Source organism: Saccharothrix sp. 6-C (assembly GCF_016695385.1).
In the GTDB taxonomy this organism is placed as follows: Bacteria; Actinomycetota; Actinomycetes; order Mycobacteriales; family Pseudonocardiaceae; genus Actinosynnema; species Actinosynnema texasense.
The window spans coordinates 584,686-603,207 of record NZ_CP064192.1 but is presented as its reverse complement, the minus strand read 5'-3'; the positions used below and the strand labels follow the sequence as shown (position 1 = coordinate 603,207).

At 73.0% G+C, this 18,522-nt stretch carries 14 protein-coding genes; 6 read left to right on the top strand and 8 right to left on the bottom strand.

Translation table 11 applies throughout. The features are described 5' to 3' along the window. Positions 1-11 precede the first annotated feature (11 nt). Positions 12-785: a hypothetical protein gene (locus IOD16_RS02760; protein ID WP_236594706.1), complete on the top strand. Its 774-nt coding sequence runs from the start codon at positions 12-14 to the stop codon at positions 783-785. A gap of 62 nt (positions 786-847) precedes the next feature. Here the strand turns inward: IOD16_RS02760 and IOD16_RS40835 are convergent, their stop codons facing one another. The 4 genes from IOD16_RS40835 to IOD16_RS02735 all read right to left on the bottom strand — a co-directional run bounded on the left by IOD16_RS40835 (position 848) and on the right by IOD16_RS02735 (position 5,853). Next, complete coding sequence (locus IOD16_RS40835) at positions 848-3,712, bottom strand: helix-turn-helix transcriptional regulator (RefSeq protein ID WP_268957673.1); 2,865 nt, start codon at positions 3,710-3,712, stop codon at positions 848-850. Positions 3,713-3,722: 10 nt separating this feature from the next. Further along, complete coding sequence (locus IOD16_RS02745; RefSeq protein WP_201438756.1) at positions 3,723-4,703, bottom strand: zinc-binding dehydrogenase; 981 nt, start codon at positions 4,701-4,703, stop codon at positions 3,723-3,725. Position 4,704: 1 nt separating this feature from the next. After that, positions 4,705-5,274 carry an NADPH-dependent FMN reductase gene (locus IOD16_RS02740; RefSeq protein ID WP_236594705.1) on the bottom strand — a complete coding sequence of 190 codons (570 nt, stop codon included), beginning with the start codon at positions 5,272-5,274 and terminating at the stop codon, positions 4,705-4,707. 99 nt (positions 5,275-5,373) lie between these two features. Then, entirely contained in the window at positions 5,374-5,853 is a 480-nt protein-coding gene (locus tag IOD16_RS02735; protein ID WP_201438755.1) for a hypothetical protein, read from the bottom strand. 614 nt (positions 5,854-6,467) lie between these two features. Between IOD16_RS02735 and IOD16_RS39890 the strand changes: the two genes are divergently transcribed. Further along, positions 6,468-6,698 (top strand): MFS transporter, encoded by a 231-nt coding sequence (locus IOD16_RS39890; protein WP_236594704.1) that lies wholly within the window; start codon positions 6,468-6,470, stop codon positions 6,696-6,698. Positions 6,699-6,956: 258 nt separating this feature from the next. Here IOD16_RS39890 and IOD16_RS02725 read toward each other — a convergent pair whose 3' ends face one another. Continuing rightward, positions 6,957-9,164: a terpene synthase family protein gene (locus tag IOD16_RS02725; RefSeq protein ID WP_201438754.1), complete on the bottom strand. Its 2,208-nt coding sequence runs from the start codon at positions 9,162-9,164 to the stop codon at positions 6,957-6,959. A gap of 223 nt (positions 9,165-9,387) precedes the next feature. On the opposite strand from IOD16_RS02725, the gene IOD16_RS02720 reads away from it, so the two are divergent. Then, positions 9,388-9,843: an SRPBCC family protein gene (locus IOD16_RS02720; protein WP_201438753.1), complete on the top strand. Its 456-nt coding sequence runs from the start codon at positions 9,388-9,390 to the stop codon at positions 9,841-9,843. On the opposite strand, the gene IOD16_RS02715 is transcribed toward IOD16_RS02720, so the two are convergent. Next, positions 9,836-11,509: a DUF262 domain-containing protein gene (locus IOD16_RS02715; RefSeq protein WP_201438752.1), complete on the bottom strand. Its 1,674-nt coding sequence runs from the start codon at positions 11,507-11,509 to the stop codon at positions 9,836-9,838. The genes IOD16_RS02720 and IOD16_RS02715 overlap by 8 nt on opposite strands. A 172-nt stretch (positions 11,510-11,681) precedes the next feature. On the opposite strand from IOD16_RS02715, the gene IOD16_RS02710 reads away from it, so the two are divergent. Genes IOD16_RS02710 through IOD16_RS02700 form a run of 3 tightly spaced genes read left to right on the top strand, consistent with a single transcriptional unit; the run spans position 11,682 to position 15,530 of the window. Next, positions 11,682-12,500: an ABC transporter ATP-binding protein gene (locus tag IOD16_RS02710; RefSeq protein ID WP_123743838.1), complete on the top strand. Its 819-nt coding sequence runs from the start codon at positions 11,682-11,684 to the stop codon at positions 12,498-12,500. A 34-nt stretch (positions 12,501-12,534) separates the two neighbouring features. Continuing rightward, positions 12,535-13,500 (top strand): ABC transporter substrate-binding protein, encoded by a 966-nt coding sequence (locus IOD16_RS02705; RefSeq protein ID WP_123743839.1) that lies wholly within the window; start codon positions 12,535-12,537, stop codon positions 13,498-13,500. After that, on the top strand, positions 13,500-15,530 hold the full coding sequence (locus tag IOD16_RS02700; RefSeq protein WP_201438751.1) for an iron ABC transporter permease: 2,031 nt from the start codon (positions 13,500-13,502) through the stop codon (positions 15,528-15,530). The genes IOD16_RS02705 and IOD16_RS02700 overlap by 1 nt, the downstream gene beginning before the upstream one ends. Before the next feature lie 45 nt (positions 15,531-15,575). Here IOD16_RS02700 and hisS read toward each other — a convergent pair whose 3' ends face one another. Then, entirely contained in the window at positions 15,576-16,862 is a 1,287-nt protein-coding gene (gene hisS, locus IOD16_RS02695) for a histidine--tRNA ligase (RefSeq protein WP_201438750.1), read from the bottom strand. 168 nt (positions 16,863-17,030) lie between these two features. Beyond that, positions 17,031-18,485 carry a serine hydrolase gene (locus tag IOD16_RS02690; protein ID WP_201438749.1) on the bottom strand — a complete coding sequence of 485 codons (1,455 nt, stop codon included), beginning with the start codon at positions 18,483-18,485 and terminating at the stop codon, positions 17,031-17,033. Between the last annotated feature and the right edge of the window lie 37 nt (positions 18,486-18,522).

The window sequence follows — 18,522 nt, the reverse complement described above, 5'->3', positions numbered from 1 at the left end:
GGGGAACCGCCGTGGCCGCGACCCCCGGGACGACCGCCGCGCCGGCCCGGGCGCCGCGTCCACACCGGCCGTCCACACCGCACCTGCTGGAAGCCGAGCAGCTGGTCGGCTACCTGTCGTTGCCGACGTGCCCGTTGGCCAACAACACCTACAAGGAGCCGGACCAGCCGAACGTGGTCCGGTGGGGTTCGCCCGGCGACGCGTCCGGATGGGTCAACCAGAGCCAGTGCGCGTCGTTCCTGACCGCCGTGCTGAAGCGGACGTACAAGTGGGCGACGCCGCGGTTCTTCAGCGCCCACTTCGGCGTGGCGAGCCCGTTCGCGCGGGACTACCGGGCGGCGTTCGCGGAGCGGGAGATCCCGCACTTCGAACGCGTCACCAGGGTGGCGGACCTTCGTCCGGGTGACGTGATCGCCATCGACTACCGCAACGACCAGGACACCAACACCGGTCACGTGGTGATGGTGCGTTCGGTGAAGGGCGTGTACACCGCGCCGACCCGCGGGCTGAACTTCCGCGGCGAGACGCAGTACGCGGTGGAGGTCGTGGACTGCACGTCCGAGCCGCACGGCGTGTACGGGGTGGGCAACTACTTCCGGTTCCCGGACAACCGGATCTTCAACGCCACCGCGGCGACGGACGGCGCCGGGTACGGGCACATGATGTTCTACGCGTCCGACGCGACCGGCGAGTTCAGCCGGTACCGGTGGAGCGTGAACACGGCGTCCGCGCGGACGTTCCCGGTGGCGCGACGACCGGTCTCGGCCGCCCGGGTCGTGTTCTGAGCGTTCAACTCGGGTGTTCCGAACGTAGGACACGGGTGTTCTGGACGTAGGACACGCGCGGGTCAGGTGAGGGCGAGTTTGCCGAGTTCCACGCGCGACGCGACGCCGAGCTTCGGGTACGCCTTGTAGAGGTGGTAACCGACCGTGCGCGGGCTCAGGAACAGCTGCGCGCCGATGTCCCGGTTGCTCAGTCCCTCGGCCGCCAGCCGCACGACCTGCAACTCCTGCGGGGTGAGGGCGCTGAGCGGGTCCGGTCCCGGCACGGCCCGGCTCTCGCCGGTGGCGCGCAGCTCGGTGCGGGCGCGGGCGGCCCACGGTGTCGCGCCCAGCCGTTCGAACACCTCCGACGCCGACCGCAGGTGGGTGCGGGCGTCGGCCTTGCGGCGGGCCCGGCGCAGCCACTCCCCGTACAGCAGCTCGGTGCGGGCGCGTTCGAACGGGCGGCTGTCGTCGACGCGGTGCAGGTCGACGGCCTTCACGTACCACCGCTCGTCGTCGGTGAGCAGGGCGCGGCACCGCGCGGAGACGGCCCGAGCCCACGGCCGGCCGGTGCCCGAGGCCCACTCGTCGAACCAGCGGGCGGCGTTCGCGTCCGGCTTGCCCAGCCGGGCGGACGCCTCGACCAGGTCGGGCAGGCTGGTGACGGAGTAGAGCCGGTGCGCGCCCGCGGCGACGTCGGCCAACCGGTCCAGCACGGCCTCGTGCCGGCCGAGTCCGAGGTCGAGCAGCGCCGACGCGCACGCGGCCCGCACGGACTGGGGCGCGCCGTCGACCAGCGTCGCCACCAGCTCCTCGCACCTGGCCGCGTCGCCTTCGACGGCGGCCAGCTCGGCGAGCACGGCGGACAGGAAGCCGACGCTGAACTCCTGGCCGATGTCCGCGGCGATGCGCAGCCCCTCCTCGGCGGTGGCCCGCGCGTCGCGGTGCCGGCCCAGGTGCAGCCGGCCGCGGGCCAGGTAGGCGAGGGCCCGGGGCAGCACGCCGAGGGCGCCTTGGGCGCGGGACTGGCGTTCCAGGTCGAACGCCCACGCGTAGGCCGCCCGGTCGTCGCCGAGGACGAGGTTCCACCAGGCGGTGACCGCGTTGCCGGGCCCGCCGACGTACGGGGAGTCGAGCAGTTCGCGCAACGCCGCCATGCCGCCGGGGACGTCGGCGCCGTCCAGGCCCAGGGCGGCGGTGGCGACCCGCCGGGTGTCGTCGGCGCCGGGCAGGTCCCCGGCGCGGGCCGCGATGTCTTTCAACAGGTCCAGGTCGCGGCCGGCCCACGCGTTGTTGGCGGCGTGGAACAGCAGCTCCCCCGCCAGTTCCCGGTCCGTGTGCTCGGCGCACCGCACGGCGCGGGCGAGCTGCACCGCGGCCTCCGCCGACCGTCCCTGCTCACTGGCCAGCCGCGCCTGGATGCGGGCGACCCGCGCGCCGTCCACCGGGTTGCCCACCAGGTGCCACGCCTGGTCGGCGAGCACGACCGCGCGGTCGAACTGGCCCGCCGCACCGGCCGCGCCCGCCGCCGACGCCAACCGGTGGCCGCGTTCGACGGGGTCCGGGGTGAGTTCGGCGGCGCGCTGGTAGGCGGCGGCGACGGCGACGTAACCGCCCCGCTCGCGGGCGTCCTCGGCGGTGCGGGCGAGGGCTCGGGCGACGTCCTCGTCGGGCGCGGTGGTGGCGGCGGCCAGGTGCCAGGCGCTGCGGTGGGCGTCGGGCAGCACGTCGGCCAGTGCCCTGTGGACGGTGAGGCGCTGCTTGAGCGGGGCGCTCTGGTAGGCGGCGGCGCGGATCAGGGGGTGGCGGAAGGTCAGCCGGCCGTCGTCGGAGCGCAGGAGTTGGCGTTGTTCGGCGGCTTCGAGGTCGTCGACGGACGCGCCGAGCAGACCGGCGGCCTCGAACACGACGGTCGGGTCGCCGGTGTCGTCGGCGGCGGCGACCAGCAGGAGGGTTCGGGTGCGCTCGGGGAGCGTGCCGATGCGGTCGGCGAAGGTCTGCTGGATGCGGCTGTGGGTGGGCAGGGCGGCGACGCGGTAGGCGTGGGCGGCGGGCAGGTGGCCTTCGCGTTGGGCGGCGGGGAGTTCCAGCAGCGCCAACGGGTTGCCGCGGGCTTCCTCGGCGATCTGGTCGCGGACGTGGCGCGGCAGGTCGGCGGCGTGCTCTTCGAGGAGGGCGGCGGCGTGCTCGGGGGTGAGGCCGGTGAGGCGCAGCTCGGGCAGGCCGGGCGCGGGGAACGGCGGCGCGTGCAGGTCACGGGCGGCGAAGACCAGCGCGATGCCCTCGGCCTGGAGGCGGCGGGCGGCGAAGACCAGCGCCTGCGCCGAGCCCTGGTCCAGCCAGTGCGCGTCGTCGACCAGGCAGAGGACGGGGTTGCGGTCGGCGAGGTCGGCCAGGAGGGTGAGCACGGCCAGGCCGACGAGGTGGTGGTCGCCGCCTTCGGGCGCGGCGAGGCCGAGGGCGGCGCGCAGTGCGGTGGCCTGGTTGGGCGGGAGGGCGTCGAGGCGGTGCACGACGGGGCCGAGGAGCAGGTTCAACCCGGCGAACGGCACCACCGACTCGGACTCCACCGCGGTGCCGCGCAGGACCAGGAACCCGGCGTCGGCCGCGCTGCGATGTCCGCCGGCCGGGGCGCGGTTGCCGTCGGCCAGGGCTTGGTTGCCGCCGGCCAGGGCTTGGTTGCCGGCGGCCGGGCGGTGGTCGGTCCCGGCCGGGGCGGGCGGTGGCTGCGCAGGGGTACCCGGCAGGGGGTCCCCTGATTTCATTGTGCCGAAGGGGTACGACAGTTCCGGGGTGGGCGAGGTGGCCCGGGTGGCGGCGTGGGCCAGGAGGGCGGACTTGCCGATGCCCGCCTCGCCGCGCAGCACGAGCACGCCGCTCTGCCCGGCGCGGGCGGCGGAGAGCAGGGTGTCCACCGCGGCCAGTTCGGCGGACCTGCCGTGCAGCATGGTCACGACCCTAGCCGGCGGCCGGGAGCAGGACGACCTTGCCGACCGTGTGCCTGCTCTCCATCGCCTCGTGCGCCCGCCCGGCGTCGGCCAGCGGGAACGGTTGGATGGACGGGGTCAGCCCGTGGTCGGCGGCGACGGCCAGGGCGCGGGTCTCCAGCGCGCGCAGCCCGCCCGACCGCTTCGCCACCTGCGGTCCGAGGGCGACGGTCGCGGTCAGGGCGCGGGCGAACAGGTCGGCCGAGGTCAGGTGGGCCGGCGCGCCCGACGACGAGCCGAACATCACCACCCGCCCGCCCGGCGCGAGCAGGTCCGCGGCGGCCCGGCCCAGCACACCCCCGACACCGTCCAGCACCGCCGTCACCTCCCGTCCACCGAGCCGTTCGCGCACCTGCCGCTGCCACTCCCGCCCCAGGTAGTCGACGGCCACCGCCGCGCCCGCCCGCAACGCGGCCCGCCGCTTCTCCTCGCACCCCGCCAAGCCCACCACCAGCGCGCCCGCCCGGACCGCGCCCTGCACCAGCAGGGTGCCGACCCCGCCGGCGGCGGCCGTCACCACCACCACGTCGTCCGGGGCGGGGGCCGCCGCGTCCAGCACGCCCAACGCCGTGCTCCCGGTGCAGATCATCGCCACGGCCGCCGGGAAGTCGAGCCCGGCCGGGACGACGTGCAGCGCGCCCACCTCCCGCACCGCCAGCTCGGCGTACCCCCCGCCGAGCAGGCCGAGCTGCGTCACCACCCGCCGCCCCAGCCACGACTCGTCCACGTCGCGACCGACCGCGTCCACCACGCCGGCCACCTCGGAACCCAGCACCGCGGGCAGGTCCGGCAGCGGCACGCACCCGTCACCGCCACGCCGGACCACCCCGTCCAGCAGGTGCACGCCCGCCGCGCGCACCGCGATCCGCACCTGGCCCGACCCCGGCGACGGGTCCTCGACCTCCTCGCACCGCAGGGCCGAGCCGAACGCGTGCAGCCGCACGGCCCGCACGTCAGGCCCCGTAAGGCCGCTTGGCGCGGGCCTCCTTGAGCGCCGTCCCCCACCAGACCACCTGGTCGAGCACGGCCGTGGCGGCCTTGGCCACCTCGTCGGCGTCGACCGGCTCGCCCGCCTCGTCGAACCGGGACCACGCGCCGTGGAAGCTGACGGTGTCCCGCACGGTGACCGCGTGCAGCTCGGCGAAGACCTGCCGAAGCTGCTCGACCGCGCGCAACCCGCCGCCGACACCGCCGTAGGAGACGAACCCGACCGGTTTGGCCTGCCACTCGGTGTAGTGCCAGTCGATGGCGCTCTTCAACGGCGCGGGGAAGCTGTGGTTGTACTCGGGTGTGACGACGACGAACGCGTCCGCGTCACGCAGGCGCGGCGAGACCAGCGCGACCTCCGGCGCCGGGTCCTCGCCGAAGGCGTGCAGCCGGTCCGGCAGGTCGAGGTCGTCCAGGTCGACCACGTCCACGCTCAGGTCGGCGCGCTGCTTGGCCCGGTCGGCGAACCAGTTCGCCACCACCGGCGCGAACCGGCCGCGCCGGGTGCTGCCGACGATGATCGCTAGCTTGATCACGGTGTGCCCTCCCTGGGTCGTGTCGGTGTCGACGCTAGGAGCGGGGGCGGGGCACGGGCATCTGTCAGGTGACTGGTCGTCCGGGTCGGCTCGCGCCGGTCACTCGCCGTGGACGTCGCGGCGGTCGGACGCCGCCTCCAGCGCGGCGCGGCCGCCGCCGGCGTCGGTCGGGAACCCCTGCTTGAGCGCGTCGAGGACGGCACGCGGGTCCTTGAGCAGGTCCGGGTTGTGCGAGAGGTGCTTCACCTGCTCTTCGGTGAGCACCTTGGAGACGATGACGCCGTCCGCCTTGACCACGATGATGGAGCTGATCTGGATGACGGCCGTCTCGGTGGCGCCGAGCGCCTCGATCAGCCGGCCGACCGCGTTCGCCTCCCGCTCGTCGTTCTGCGAGCGCACCTGCAGGACGGCGTGCAGCTCGGCCGCGCGTTCGGCCTTGGCGGCGAGGTCGGCGAGCTTCTCCCGGGCTCCCGGGCGGAACACCAGGCCCAGCCGCTGGAACCACGAGCCGATCTCCGGCTCGCCGACGCGCACCACGGTGAAGCCGAACACCAGTCCCAGCGCGACCAGCGCGTCCATGACCTCGCGGGGGTCGTCCGCGGAGAGGTAGACCGACCCGTGCCCGTCCAGCGGACCTCGCGCCGGGTTCCTGGTGACCTTGACGCCGGCGACGCGCTTGCCCGGTCCCGCCCGCCTGGCGACCGGGGGCTGCGCCTGCCGCCGCCTGCGCCGGCGGAGGCGGCTGAGCCGGGCGCGTCCCGCCGGGGGGGAGGTACACCGGCTCGTCCCGCTCGTCGTCGGCGCTCCCGACCGGGGAGTCCTCCGCCGCCTCGGAGCCGAGCTCGTCGTCGCCCACGTCGCCACCTCGTGTCCGGGGCTTCGACGATAGCGCGGCCGGTCGGTGCGCGGACCGCACGAGTGCGCGTCCGGCGACCGGTCACCTGACGGGTTCGACCGGTCGGCGGGCGGTCGTAGCGTCACCGCCGTGGCGGAGGACGCGCAGGTCACGACCCGTTGATCGCCCGTGGTGGCGTTGGCGACGGCGATGCTGGTGGTCACCACCGAGATGACGGTCGCGGCGTGGGTGCTGCCGGCCTACACGCTGCCGATGGCGGCGGTCGCGATCCCGGCCGGGCGGTGGGTGGACCGGGCGGACGGTCGCGCCGTCGTTCTGGGTCTTGGTGGTGGGTCGGGTGTCGCAGGGCGTGGCCGGGTCACTGGTGCCGGCCGGGCACATGCCGATCGTGGTCGCGGCGGTGGCGCCGGAGCAGCGCGGGCGGGCGATCGGGTACGTGGTCACGATCATGACGGTCGGCGGGCCGGCCGGCGCGCCGCTGGGCGGGCTGGTGGCGGGCGCGTTCGGCCGGCGTCCGGTGTTCCTGATGAAGCTGCCGGCGGTGGCGGTGGCGGTCGCTGCGCGGTGACGGGCGGGGGCTGCCGTGCCGGACCGGGGGCGGGTCTGAGCGCGACCGCGCGGATGGTCGGCACGACGGTCGGGCCGGCGGTGGCGGCGCTGGCGGCGGGACTGGCGGGCCGCGGCGAGGCCGGGTTCCGTGCCGGTGTCGCGGTGCCGACGGCGGTGGCCGTGGTGGCGGTCGGGGTGCTCGCGGCGGCCGAGCATCGCCAGGAGTGGAGCCGTGCCCGCACGGCGGCGACCCGGCGGCCGCCTCCGACGTGTGACGTCACCTGGCCGCGAGGAGGCGGGTCGAGGCCGTGCCGAGGCCCGTGGGGCCGCGCAGGGCCCGCGGCGTGAACCCGAGCTCCCGGTCGCCGAAGTGCTTGGCCAGGTCGGCGTCGTGGTAGCGCACGACCTCCCGGTGCCAGTGCAGGATGCCCGACAGCCAGTCCCGCAGCTCGCCGACGTAGTCGTGCAGCGCTTCGCGCGCCTCGGGTTCGAGGTGGAACTCCTCGAACAACGCGGGCAGCTCGACCCGCACCGAGTGCTGGAACTGCGCCAGCCGCGCGTTGGCCAGGTCGGTCGCGATGCCCCACGCCCGGTCCAGGTCGACGTCGAGGAAGTTGCGCACCACCAGCACCATGTTGTGCACCTCGCCCTCGAACTGGATCTCCTTCCGGTACGAGAAGAGGTCGTTGAGGATGGTGGCGTAGTCCATCGCCGAGTTCTCGATGTTGCGTATCGTGCGGGTCCGGTAGATGGCGTCGGGCACCAGCTTGCCGTGGCCGAGCCGGGACAGGCTCATCGTCAGCTCCGAGCCGAACGTGTGCCGGCGCATCTCCACGTAGTCGACGGGATCGGGCACCCGGTTCTCGTGCTGGTTCTTCAGCTCCCACAACCAGCTGTCCAGCATCAGGTCCAGCGTGTGGCGCAGCTGCCGCCGGTTGTCCGGCGGCATCGGAGCCGTGGTCCGCTGCCAGACGTCGGCGAGGCCGCGTTCCAGCGGGGTCGTCGGCGACGGCGACGCGCCCTCCAGCGGCATCATCTGCTTGAGCCGGTCGGTGGCGGCCTTCGCGACCGCCAGGTCCGGCGTGCGGCCGAACACGACCGGGTAGTAGTCGTCGCCGTAGGTGCCCCAGGTCAGCCACAACGCGGAGATCTCCAGCTGCTCCGGCGTGGCGTCCGGGTCGATGCCCGCCGAGCACAGCGCGAGGTCCATGTCGCGCAACCTGCCCTCGGTCCACACGCGGGGCACGTCGTCGAAGAGGCCCATCTCGCGCGCCCAGGCGACGCTCTTCTCCCGCGCGTCGTGCCAGTGCGGGCTCACCGCCACCTCGAACGGCATGTCCAGCGCCGGTTCGGGCCTCGGCGGCACCTCCTCGAACGGCACGTGGCTGAAGCTGCGCAGGCGTTGCGGCGCGGTCGCGATGAGCGCGCGGAGGGCGCTCGTGCCCAGCCCGGTGGGGCCGCCGAGCACCGGGCTCGCGGTGACCGCGCCCTCGTTCATGTAGCGGCTGGACCGGGCGTGCCACTCGTGGCCGCCGGACTGCCAGTCCTGCAGGCCCTTCACGTACGCCAGCACGGCGAGGCGGCCGGCGGGGTCGACGGCGTGCTCGTCGAGCAGCAGCGGCACCTCGGTGACGGCGGTGTGCTCGAACTGGTGCAGGCGGGAGGTGAGCAGGTCGTTGACCGCCTCGGCGGCCTCCTGGGTCGGGAGGTCCAGGAACTTCTCCAGCACCAGGACGCCGTTGCTCAGCTCGCCCTCGTCGAGCACCTCGCGCTCGTAGGAGAACAGGTCGTTGCGCAGGTGCACGGCGTCGGCGAACGTGTCGCGCAGGACGCCCATCGGGCGGCTGAGGGCGATCCGGGCGGGCACCTCCAGGCCGGTGACGTGCTCGACCAGGTTCGCCGACCACGGCGCGCCGCCGACCTTGCGGCGCATCTCGACGTACTCGATCGGGTTGGAGAGCCTGCCCTCGGAGATGTTGAGCAGCTCCCACATGGACTCGTCCAGCAGGTGCTTGGTGTTGTCGGCGAACCGGCGGCGCCAGTCCGCCGAGTGGCTGCCGACGGTGCGCGTCCACAGGTCGGCGAGGCCCTTCTCGACCGGGTTCGCCGGTTCCGCGGTGATCGCGCCGTCGACCGGCATGAACAGCGGCAACCGGTCGAGGTAGGCCTTGGCGCCCGTCACGTCCGGGTTGCGCTTGTAGAGCTCGACGAAGTGGTCGTCGAAGTAGAAGACCCACACGTACCAGTCGGTGACGAGGTCGAGGTCGTCGGCCGAGGCGTCGGGGTGGGTGTAGGCGCAGAGCAGGGCGTAGTCGTGGTTGTCGAGGTCCTCCTCGGTCCAGATGACCGTGCCGTGCTGGGGGACGTCGATCATGTCCATCCCGTGCGCCCACGTCTTCGTGTGGGTGCGCGCGCGCTCCAGGTTGGGGTTCAGCCGGGCCGGGTAGGGCATGTAGAAATCCGGCAGCTGGAACGGCTGCGCCATCGGCTCGCACCTCTCGTCGGGACGTACCGGGTGTACGCAACCAGTGCGCGGGCATGGCGGCCAAGACCGGCGGCGGTGATCCACACGTTCGAGCGGGGAGTCCGCCCGTCCGGCTCAACCCACTGCTGCTTTGGGTGGTCGTCGGCGGGTGGCGGTTCAGCCGGTGAGGCACCATCGCGCGGGCAAGCGGTGAAACCGGCGCACAGGCGTCACACTGGACGACGTGCCCCGCTTGGAGCCGTTCGACGTGGACTTCTTCGACTCGGCGCCGCAGCGTCACAGCTACGTGCTGGACCTGCCGGTGTCACCCGAACGTGTGTGGCGGGGTCTGACCGCATCCAACCCGCTGTGGTGGTGCCGGCTGCTGTCGTCGGTCGAGTACACCTCCCCGCGCCCGTTCGGCGTGGGCACGACGCGGACCGCGACGGTGCTGGGCGTGCTGCGGCTCAACGAGCACTTCATGCGCTGGGAGGAGGGGCGGCGGCAGTCGTTCCTGGTGGACCGGGCGAACCTGCCGGTGTACCGGCGCTTCGGCGAGGACTACCTGGTGGAGCGGTCCGGCGACGGCTGCCGGCTGACCTGGACGTTCGCCTACGAGCCCGCGGTCAAGGTCGACCGCCGGATGAACACGGTGGTGTTCAGGTCCCTGGTGGCCGACACGCGGCGCCACTTCAGCTGACGCGCAGCTCCCAGTGCTCGGCGAGGGCGCCGACCAGCCGCTCCTGCCGGGCGTCGAGCACGTCGGGCGTCCAGGTCTCCTCCCGCAGCACCTCCGTGGTCAGCCCGTAGCTCGGCGACTTGCCGCCCGCGAAGTACTTGTCCCTCTTCGCGGCGAAGTCGAGGTTGCCCGCCGCCGAGTTCTTGGTCCGGCTGAGCAGGACGAGGTTCGCCAGCCGGTGGGTCCACCGCTCCCGGTCGGACTCGGTGAAGACCTCGCGCCACTCGCAGCCCGCCGACGGGCTCTGCGGCAGCACGTGCTCGACCGTGACGATCTTGACGTCCTGCGCCACGAACGGGTCCGAGACCAGCTCGTTCAACCGCAGCAGGACGTACTTCCGCACGGCGGCGCTGCGGTAGACGTCGCCGTCCAGCTTCGCCCGGAGCTCGGCCCGCTCGTCGGCGTCGAGGTCGAGGGCGGGCGAACCCAGGCCGAGCCCATCCTGCAGCTCCTGGAGGAGCTTCGCGATCCGCTGACCGCGGGCCTGGGCGTTGCAGCGGGTCACCAGCATCCACGCGCCGAGGCGGTCGAGCCGGCGCAGGAACCCGACCAGCCAGGAACCGTCGTTGCGGTGCGTCTTCAACGCCCACAGCGCGGGCGCCTGCCAGTCGAAGTTGTCGAGCAGGTGCAACCGGCGCAGCCAGTCGTTGACCTCGGTCGCCTGGGACAGGGACTGGTGGTCGCGGGTGAGGATGTCCCGGTAGGCCGACCCGTAGGGCTCCAGCACGTCGTCGACGAACACCGCGGCCTTGCCCTCGTCGAGGAAGCCCTTGAGGACGTGGTCGCCGAACTCGGTGAGCAACTGCTGCCGGGCCCGGTACTTCAGCACCACCATGCGGATGTGCGAGAACAGGTCGGCGAACGCCTCGCGCCCGAGGTCCGCCTCCAGGTCCTCCCACTTCTCCGCGTAGCGGGCCTTGTCGTGGTCCGGCAGGGCCCCGATGACCTGCGACTTGAAGATGTCGGCCGGTGAGAGCTCCACCCCGCGCGAGTTCATCACCGAGAAGATGCGGTAGGCGCTGGTCAGGTCGGAGGTGGAGACCATGACCAGGAACGTCCGCTGGACCACGGCCTTGGCCAGCGCCAGTCGCTGGGCCGGCGTGGACGAGGCCAGGGCGTCGCGCAGGGCGCGGGCGTTCGCGGCGATGCGGGCCTGCGCGTCGTTGGGGTACTTGGCCTCCGGGTGGAGCAGGTCGACCCCGCCTCGCGCCTGCACGTGCTTGCGGAAGAACTCCTCGTCCCTCGGACGCAGGCGCAGCCGCGGGCGGGAGTCCAGGTCCAGGATGGTGTTGCCCGGCTCCCAGATGAGGATGTCGAGGTTGTCCGCGTCGCGCGGGTCCTCGGTCAGCTCCCGCAGCACGGCCAGCAGGATGGTCAACGTGGTGAGCCGCTGCTGGCCGTCGATGACCTCGGCGAGCGGCTCGTCCGGGCGCTTGACGAGCACCACGGACCCCAGGAAGTACGGGTCCTCGGGGTCCCGGTCGACCGCCTCGACCAGGTCGGCCAGCAGCTGCGTCGCCTGCGCGGGCTCCCAGGTGTAGGGGCGCTGGTAGTCCGGGACGACGAACTCGTAGTCGCTGGAGAACACCTTGGCGAGCGCCACCTCGTGCGCTTCGAGCTTCTTCACTTGACCGACCCCGTCCCGTCCGTGTGACAGCGGGGTTGTCGAGCGGGACGAAGCCACCGTTACGGGTCCATCCGCGTCCGATGCACCCATGCGCAGCGTTACCGGATAGGCCGAGGAGTGCAGTAGATCACGCCCATATGGGCGATTCGCGACCTTAGGTTAGGCTCCCCTCATGTCTAAGGGAGACGCGCTGCTCGCCGGTGAGGGACTGGTCCTGGCGCACCACGACCGCGCGGTGGTGCACGGTGTCTCGCTCGGACTCCGCGCGGGCGCCGTGACGGCGCTCGTCGGGCCCAACGGGTCCGGCAAGTCGACCGTCCTGCGGTCGCTGGCGCGGCTGCACCGGCCGCGCGAGGGGAACGTCCGCGTCGGCGAGAGGTCGGTGTGGGGCCACTCCCCCCTGTCCGGCAAGGAGTTCGCCCGCAACGTAACCCTGCTCACCCAGCAGCGGCCGACGCCGTCGGGGGTGTCGGTGCGCGACGTCGTCTCCTACGGCCGGTACCCGTACCGGACCGGGTGGCGCGGGGTCGACCTGGAGGGTGGCGCGGCCGTCGAGCGCGCGATGGAGCTGACCGGCGTGACCGCGATGGCCGACCGCGGCGTGGACGAGCTGTCCGGCGGCGAGTTGCAGCGCGTGTGGCTGGCGTCGTGCCTGGCGCAGCAGACCTCCGTGCTGCTGCTGGACGAGCCCACCAACCACCTCGACCTGCGCTACCAGGTCGAGGTGCTCGACGTGGTGCGCGACCTGGCGGACGACCACGACGTGGCGGTCGGCGTCGTGCTGCACGACCTCGACCACGCGGCGATCATCGCGGACGAGGTCGTGCTGCTGAGCGAGGGCCGGGTCGTCGCGGCGGGCGGGGTCCGCGACGTCCTCACCGGCGAGCACCTGACCCGGGCCTACGGCGTCACGGTGCACGTCGCCGACGACCCGGTGACCGGCGCGATCCACTGCCGCCCCCTCGGCAGGCACACCCCGCGACCGGCCTGACCCCTTCCCCCTTCACCCCTGAGAGGTACCAGCGATGCGCTTGCTTGCCCCTGCCCTCGTCACGGCGGCCGTGCTGCTGTCCGCGTGCGGCACGACCGAGACGCCGACGTCCGCGCCGACCGAGTCCGCCGGCGGTCCGGTCACCGTCACCGACTCCCGCGGGAAGGAGGTCAAGCTCGACTCCCCCGCCCAGAAGGTCGTCACGCTGGAGTGGGCGGAGACCGAGACCGTCGCCTCACTGGGTGTCATGCCGGTGGGTGTCGCGGACGCGACCGGTTACAAGACGTGGGACTCGGCCGTGCCGCTCGCCGCCGACGTGAAGGACGTCGGCAAGCGCAACGAGCCCAGCGTCGACTCGATCGTCGCGCTCGACCCCGACCTGGTGATCATGGCGAAGGGCCGGGACGAGACGCTGGCCTCCCAGCTGGAGAAGTACGTCCCCGTGATCGTCACCAAGGCCAGCGACGCCTCCCGCAACCTCGACCGGCTGCGCGAGGACACGAAGCTGATCGCCCGGGCGATCGGCAAGTCCGCCGAGGGCGACGCGCTGCTGGCCGAGCTGGACACCGCGCTGGCCGACGGCAAGAAGGCGGTCGAGGCCAAGGGCGCGGCCGGCACGCCGTTCGTCATGGCCGACGGCTGGTTGCAGGGCAGCACGGTCAACATCCGCCCGTTCGGCAAGGGCTCGCTGGTCTCCGACGCCGCCGAGGCGGTCGGCCTGAAGAACGCGTGGACCGGCGAGGTCGACCCGCAGTGGGGCCTGGGCGCCACCGACGTCGAGGGCCTCACCGCGCTCACCGACCCGAAGACGGTGCTGTTCTACAGCGCCTCCGAGGACGACGTGTTCACCACCGGCCTCGCGGCGAACCCGGTGTGGCAGCGGCTGCCGTTCGTGGTCTCGAAGAAGGTCGTCAAGCTGGAGCCGGGCACCTGGACGTTCGGCGGGCCGAAGTCGGTCATCGAGGTCGCCGAGCAGTTCGTGAAGGCCACCACCGCCTGATGCGCACCGCCGTCGTGACGGCGGGGGTCGTGGCGCTCATCGCCGTGCTCTCCGCCGTCCACCTCACCCAGGGCACCGCGTCGACCGGTGTGCTCGACCTGCTCGCCGCCCTCGTGGGCGACGGCGACGCGCAGACCCTCGCCGTGCTGGAGGGCTCGCGCGTGCCGCGCCTGCTCGCCGCGCTGCTGCTCGGCGTCGCGCTCGGCGTGGCCGGCGCGGGGATGCAGTCGGTGGCGCGCAACCCGCTGGCCTCCCCGGACACGCTCGCCGTGAACGCGGGCTCGCACCTGGCCGTGGTGTCGATCGCGGCGTTCGGGCTGAGCCTGCCCACGCTGCCGGCGGGCGCGGCGGCGTTCGTCGGCGGGCTCGCGGCGTCGGTGATCGTGCTCGGGTTGTCGGGCGGCGGTTCCACCAGCCCGCGCCTGGTGCTCGTCGGGTCGGCGGTCATGTTGACGCTCCAGTCGGCCACGATCCTGCTGCTGCTGATGTACGAGCAGGAGACGACCGGGCTGTTCGCGTGGGGCTCCGGCTCGCTGACCGTGAGCGACCTGGACGCGACCGCGCAGATGACGCCGGTCGTGGTGGTCGCGGTGGCGGCGCTGCTGGTGATGGGGCGGTCGCTCGACATCCTGGCGCTGGGCGACGACAACGCGACCGTGCTGGGCTTGAGGGTGCGGCGCACCCGCGTGGGCGCGGTGCTGCTGACCGTGGCGTTGACGGCGGCGGCGGTGACGATCGCCGGGCCGATCGGGTTCGTGGGGCTGAGCGCGCCGGTGATCACCCGGCTGCTGACGCCGATCGTGCCCGGCTTGGGCAAGCACCGGGCGCTGCTGCCGTTCTCCGGGCTGGTCGGCGTGGTGATCGTGCTCGGCGCGGACGTGCTGCTGCGGGCCGTCATGGGTTCGGCGGCGGCGGTGCGGGTGCCGACCGGGGTGATGACCACGGTGCTGGGCGCGGTCGTGCTGATCTGGTTGGCGCGGCGGGGGCGGTCGGGCGGGACGCCCCGGCAGGCGCCGGCCGGGCGGGTCGGGGTGGCCACGTCGTCGCGGCGGCTCGTGGTGACGTCGGTGGTGCTGGGCGTGCTGCTGGTCGCGGCGCCGACGGCGGGGCTGATGCTCGGGGACCGGCTGGTGCTGCTGGGCGACCTGGCGAACTGGTTCGCGGGGCGGACCGGCACGGCCCTGACGTTCGTGGTCGACCAGCGGCTGCCGCGCGTGCTGGCGGCGCTGGTGGCGGGCGCGGCGCTGGCGGTGGCCGGGTGCGGCATCCAGTCGGTGAGCCGCAACCCGTTGGCGGAACCCGGCCTGCTGGGCATCACGGCGGGTGCGGGGCTCGCCGCGATCACGCTGATCACGGCGGTGCCGATGGCCGGCGCGTGGCACATCGCCGGTGCGGCGGGCGTGGGCGCGATGGTGGCGTTCGCGCTGGTCTACGGGCTGGCGTGGCGGTCGGGGCTGGACTCGGACCGGCTGGTGGTCATCGGCATCGCGATGTGGTCGGCCGGGATGGCGCTGATCACGCTGCTGATCGTGACCTCGGACCCGTGGAACACGGCGAAGGCGTTGACGTGGATGTCCGGCTCGACGTACGGGCGGACGTTGGAGCAGGTCGTGCCGACCGCGCTGGCGCTGGTGCTGCTCACGCCGTTGCTGTGGGCGCGGCACCGCGAGCTGGACCTGCACAGCCTGGACGAGGACACGCCGCGCGTGCTGGGGATGCGGGTGGAGCGGTCGCGGCTGGTGATCCTGCTGGCGGCGGGCGTGCTGGCGGCGACGGCCGTGTCCGCGATCGGCGTGGTGGCGTTCGTCGGGCTGGTCGCGCCGCACCTGGCCAGGTCGCTGGTCGGCGGTCGGCACGCGCGCGTGCTGCCGGTCGCGGCGGCGGTGGGCGCGGTGCTCGTGAGCGCGGCCGACACCGTGGGCCGGACGGTCATCGCGCCCGCGCAGGTGCCGGCCGGGCTGGTGATCGCGTTGATCGGCACGCCGTACTTCGTGCTGGTGATGTGGCGGACGCGCGAGGTGCGGACCTGAGCGGGGCGCGACCGCGGCCCGTGGTCCGCGGTCGCGCGGCCCGGCTCAGGGACGCGGGCGTGACCAGGTCGCCGGGTCGGCGGTGGTCTGCGCGCCGGTGGCCAGGTCCTTCACCTCGTGCGACCGGCCGTCCTGGAACGGCGGGAACCACACGAACGGGATGCCCTTGCGGGAGGCGTACCGGAGCTGCTTGGCGACCTTGTCCTCCTGGTGGTACAGCTCGACGTTGAAGCCGTTGTCGCGCAAGGCTTTCGCCGTGGCGGTGGCGGTCCGGCGGCGGTCCGGCGGCAGGACGACGAGGACGTCGGCGGGCGTGCTCGGGCCCGTGTCGAGCAGGCCGGCGGACAGCACCTTGGCGAAGATCCGGGAGAACCCGATCGACATGCCGACGCCGGGCAGGCTGCGGCGGATGAACGAGCCGGCCAGGTTCTCGTACCGGCCGCCGGAGCAGATCGAGCCGTACTCCGGCCAGTCGACGAACTTCCCCTCGTAGACGGTGCCGGTGTAGTAGTCCAGCCCGCGGGCGATGGAGAAGTCGGCGACCACCTCGGGGAGGTCGGCCAGTTCGCAGAGGACGAAGTCCAGCTCCGCGAGGCCTTCGTCCAAGAGGGCCGATCGCACGCCGAGCGCGCGCACGTCCTCGACGCCGCCGCGCAGTCGCGCGAGCGCCAGGACGGACTCGATCCGGGCCTGGTCGAGCCGGTCCGCCAGCAGGGACGCCACGCCGTCCGCGCCGATCTTGTCGATCTTGTCGACGGCCCGGATGACGTCGAGCGGCTCGTCGATGCCCAAGCCCTCGTAGAAGCCCTGCAACACCTTGCGGTTGTTGACGTTGATGGTCCACGCGGGCAGGCAGAGCGAGGTCAGCACCTCGTGCACGATGCGCGGCAGCTCGGCGTCGAAGTGGATCGGCACCCGGTCGACGTTGATCACGTCGATGTCGCACTGGGTGAACTCGCGGAACCGCCCGTCCTGCGGCCGCTCACCACGCCACACGCTCTGCACCTGGTAGCGCTTGAAGGGGAAGACGAGCTCGTTGAAGTGCTGCGCCGCGTACCGGGCGAACGGGACGGTGAGGTCGAAGCGCAGACCGAGCTGCCCCTCGTCCGAACCCTGCGCCCGACCGAGCGTGTACACCTCCTTGGAGGTCTCGCCCTTGGCGAGGAGGACTTCGAGCCGTTCGGCGGCGGGGGTTTCGATGGAGCAGAAGCCGTAGCGCTCGAAAGCGGCGCGGATCGCGTCCAGCCAGCGCAGTTCCACCAGGCGCACGTGCGGCAGCCACTCCGGGAAGCCGCTGACGGGCGCCGGTCGCACTGCGGGCTGGTCGCTCATGGCTGGAAGTGCACCGGATGGTGCGCGGTCGCGCCAACGGGTTTTCTCGAACGGGTGTACCGGAGCGGGTCCGGTCCGGTCGCCCTGCCCGCGCACGGCCGGCCCGATGCGACAGGGGCTCCTGCGAGCACTCCGGGGTCGAACCCCTGTCGCATCGGGGGCGGCGGGTCAGCCCTGGCGCACGGTCCAGTGGGACATCGGCGTGATCGCGACCATGATGTCGTCGACGGCCGCGCCCAGCTTGGCGTACTTCTCGGTGTAGAGCACCGGGAAGACACCGGGCCGGTCGGCGGGGCGGTAGGTGTCGACGTAGTCGGTGCCCAGGTTGGAGAAGGCGACCACGATGTAGTTGCGCCGCTCCTTGCCCGGCAGGGACCGCACGATGCCCGCGTCGCTGCCGGTCGTGTCGACCCAGCCCGTCTTGTGGCTGAACGTCACCTCGGCGACCGCGTCGCACGGCCGCACGTCGCTGTCGTAGACGGCGTCGCCGACCTTCACCGTGCCGTCGGCCTGGATCCAGCGCGGCGGCGTCAGCTGCGGGATGCCCTGCACCGGGTAGGCGCGCCCGCAGTGGTTCGTGGTGGACAGCATCTCGTTGTGGCCCTGGTTGCCCAGCGACTTGATGAACTGCACGCGGGACGCCTCGGTCAGCTCGTCGCGGGTGACCTGCCTGCCCGCGTCGGTCGTCCACAGCACGCCCGAGCCGCCGTTGACCAGCAGGAGCAGCTTGGCGGTGTCGATGCTGCTCATGTTCGACCCGATCCACCGGCCGCCGTTCTCCGGGTTCGTGCCGGTGACCATCAGCGTCGGCATGCCGAGCTCGACGAACGTGGCGTTGACCTCGTCCCACGCGCCGAGGTCGTGGATCATCTTGATCAACGCGCAGGTGGACTCGTTCTGCGACTTGGTGATCATCTCGTCGAAGTGCTGCCGGATCACCTTGCTGGAGGCCGCACCGCACACCGGGTGCGGCGTGACCGGCTGGTAGTCGTAGACCGCGTCGAGGTTCACCCGACCCTGGTCGGTCAGCCGCAGCACGCCGAAGCCGACCATGAGCTTGAGCACCGACGCGGGGTACGGCGAGGAGAAGTCGAGGGGCGCGCCCTCCCGGCCGGCGAGCACGTCACGGGTGCCACGACCGCCGTTGACGTCCCACTCGGTGTCGTCCCACCAGCGGTAGCGCACCTGGTCGGTGGACAGCTTCCGCGTGTTCAGGGGCACCACGACCCCGTTCGGGTACTGCGGGCTGAGCAGCACGTCGGCCATCGCGATCGGCCGGCCGAGGCGGTCGATCTCGATCACCGCGAGGTCCATGTTCGGCGTCTGGTGCAGCGGCCGGGCCGCGGCGGCGTCGACCCGGGCCGCCGACGCCTCCTCGGCGGACAGCGGGTCGTGCTTCTCCGGCGCGCCCGCCTTCGACGCCGCCGCCACCGACTCCGGCGGGGTCAGGTCGAGCACGTCCTCGAAGTTCTGCGCGACGATCGCCTGCCGCAGCGACTCGGCCAGCAGGGCGTTCACGTCGCTGCCCGCGCTCGCGGCCGGCACCGCGGCCGTGGCGCCGACCAGCACCGTGGTGGCGGTGAGCGCGGTGGCGACGAGCAGTCTGCGTCGGAAGGACCTCATTGCACTCCCCCATGGATTGATCCGTCTGCGGCGACGA

Bases quoted from the DNA above. Each gene is read 5' to 3' on its own strand.
- IOD16_RS02690 (WP_201438749.1), bottom strand. From the start codon at position 18,485: ATGAGGTCCTTCCGACGCAGACTGCTCGTCGCCACCGCGCTCACCGCC.
- IOD16_RS02735 (WP_201438755.1), bottom strand. From the start codon at position 5,853: ATGGACGCGCTGGTCGCGCTGGGACTGGTGTTCGGCTTCACCGTGGTG.
- hisS (WP_201438750.1), bottom strand. From the start codon at position 16,862: ATGAGCGACCAGCCCGCAGTGCGACCGGCGCCCGTCAGCGGCTTCCCG.
- IOD16_RS02705 (WP_123743839.1), top strand. From the start codon at position 12,535: ATGCGCTTGCTTGCCCCTGCCCTCGTCACGGCGGCCGTGCTGCTGTCC.
- IOD16_RS40835 (WP_268957673.1), bottom strand. From the start codon at position 3,712: ATGCTGCACGGCAGGTCCGCCGAACTGGCCGCGGTGGACACCCTGCTC.
- IOD16_RS02700 (WP_201438751.1), top strand. From the start codon at position 13,500: ATGCGCACCGCCGTCGTGACGGCGGGGGTCGTGGCGCTCATCGCCGTG.
- IOD16_RS02710 (WP_123743838.1), top strand. From the start codon at position 11,682: ATGTCTAAGGGAGACGCGCTGCTCGCCGGTGAGGGACTGGTCCTGGCG.
- IOD16_RS02725 (WP_201438754.1), bottom strand. From the start codon at position 9,164: ATGGCGCAGCCGTTCCAGCTGCCGGATTTCTACATGCCCTACCCGGCC.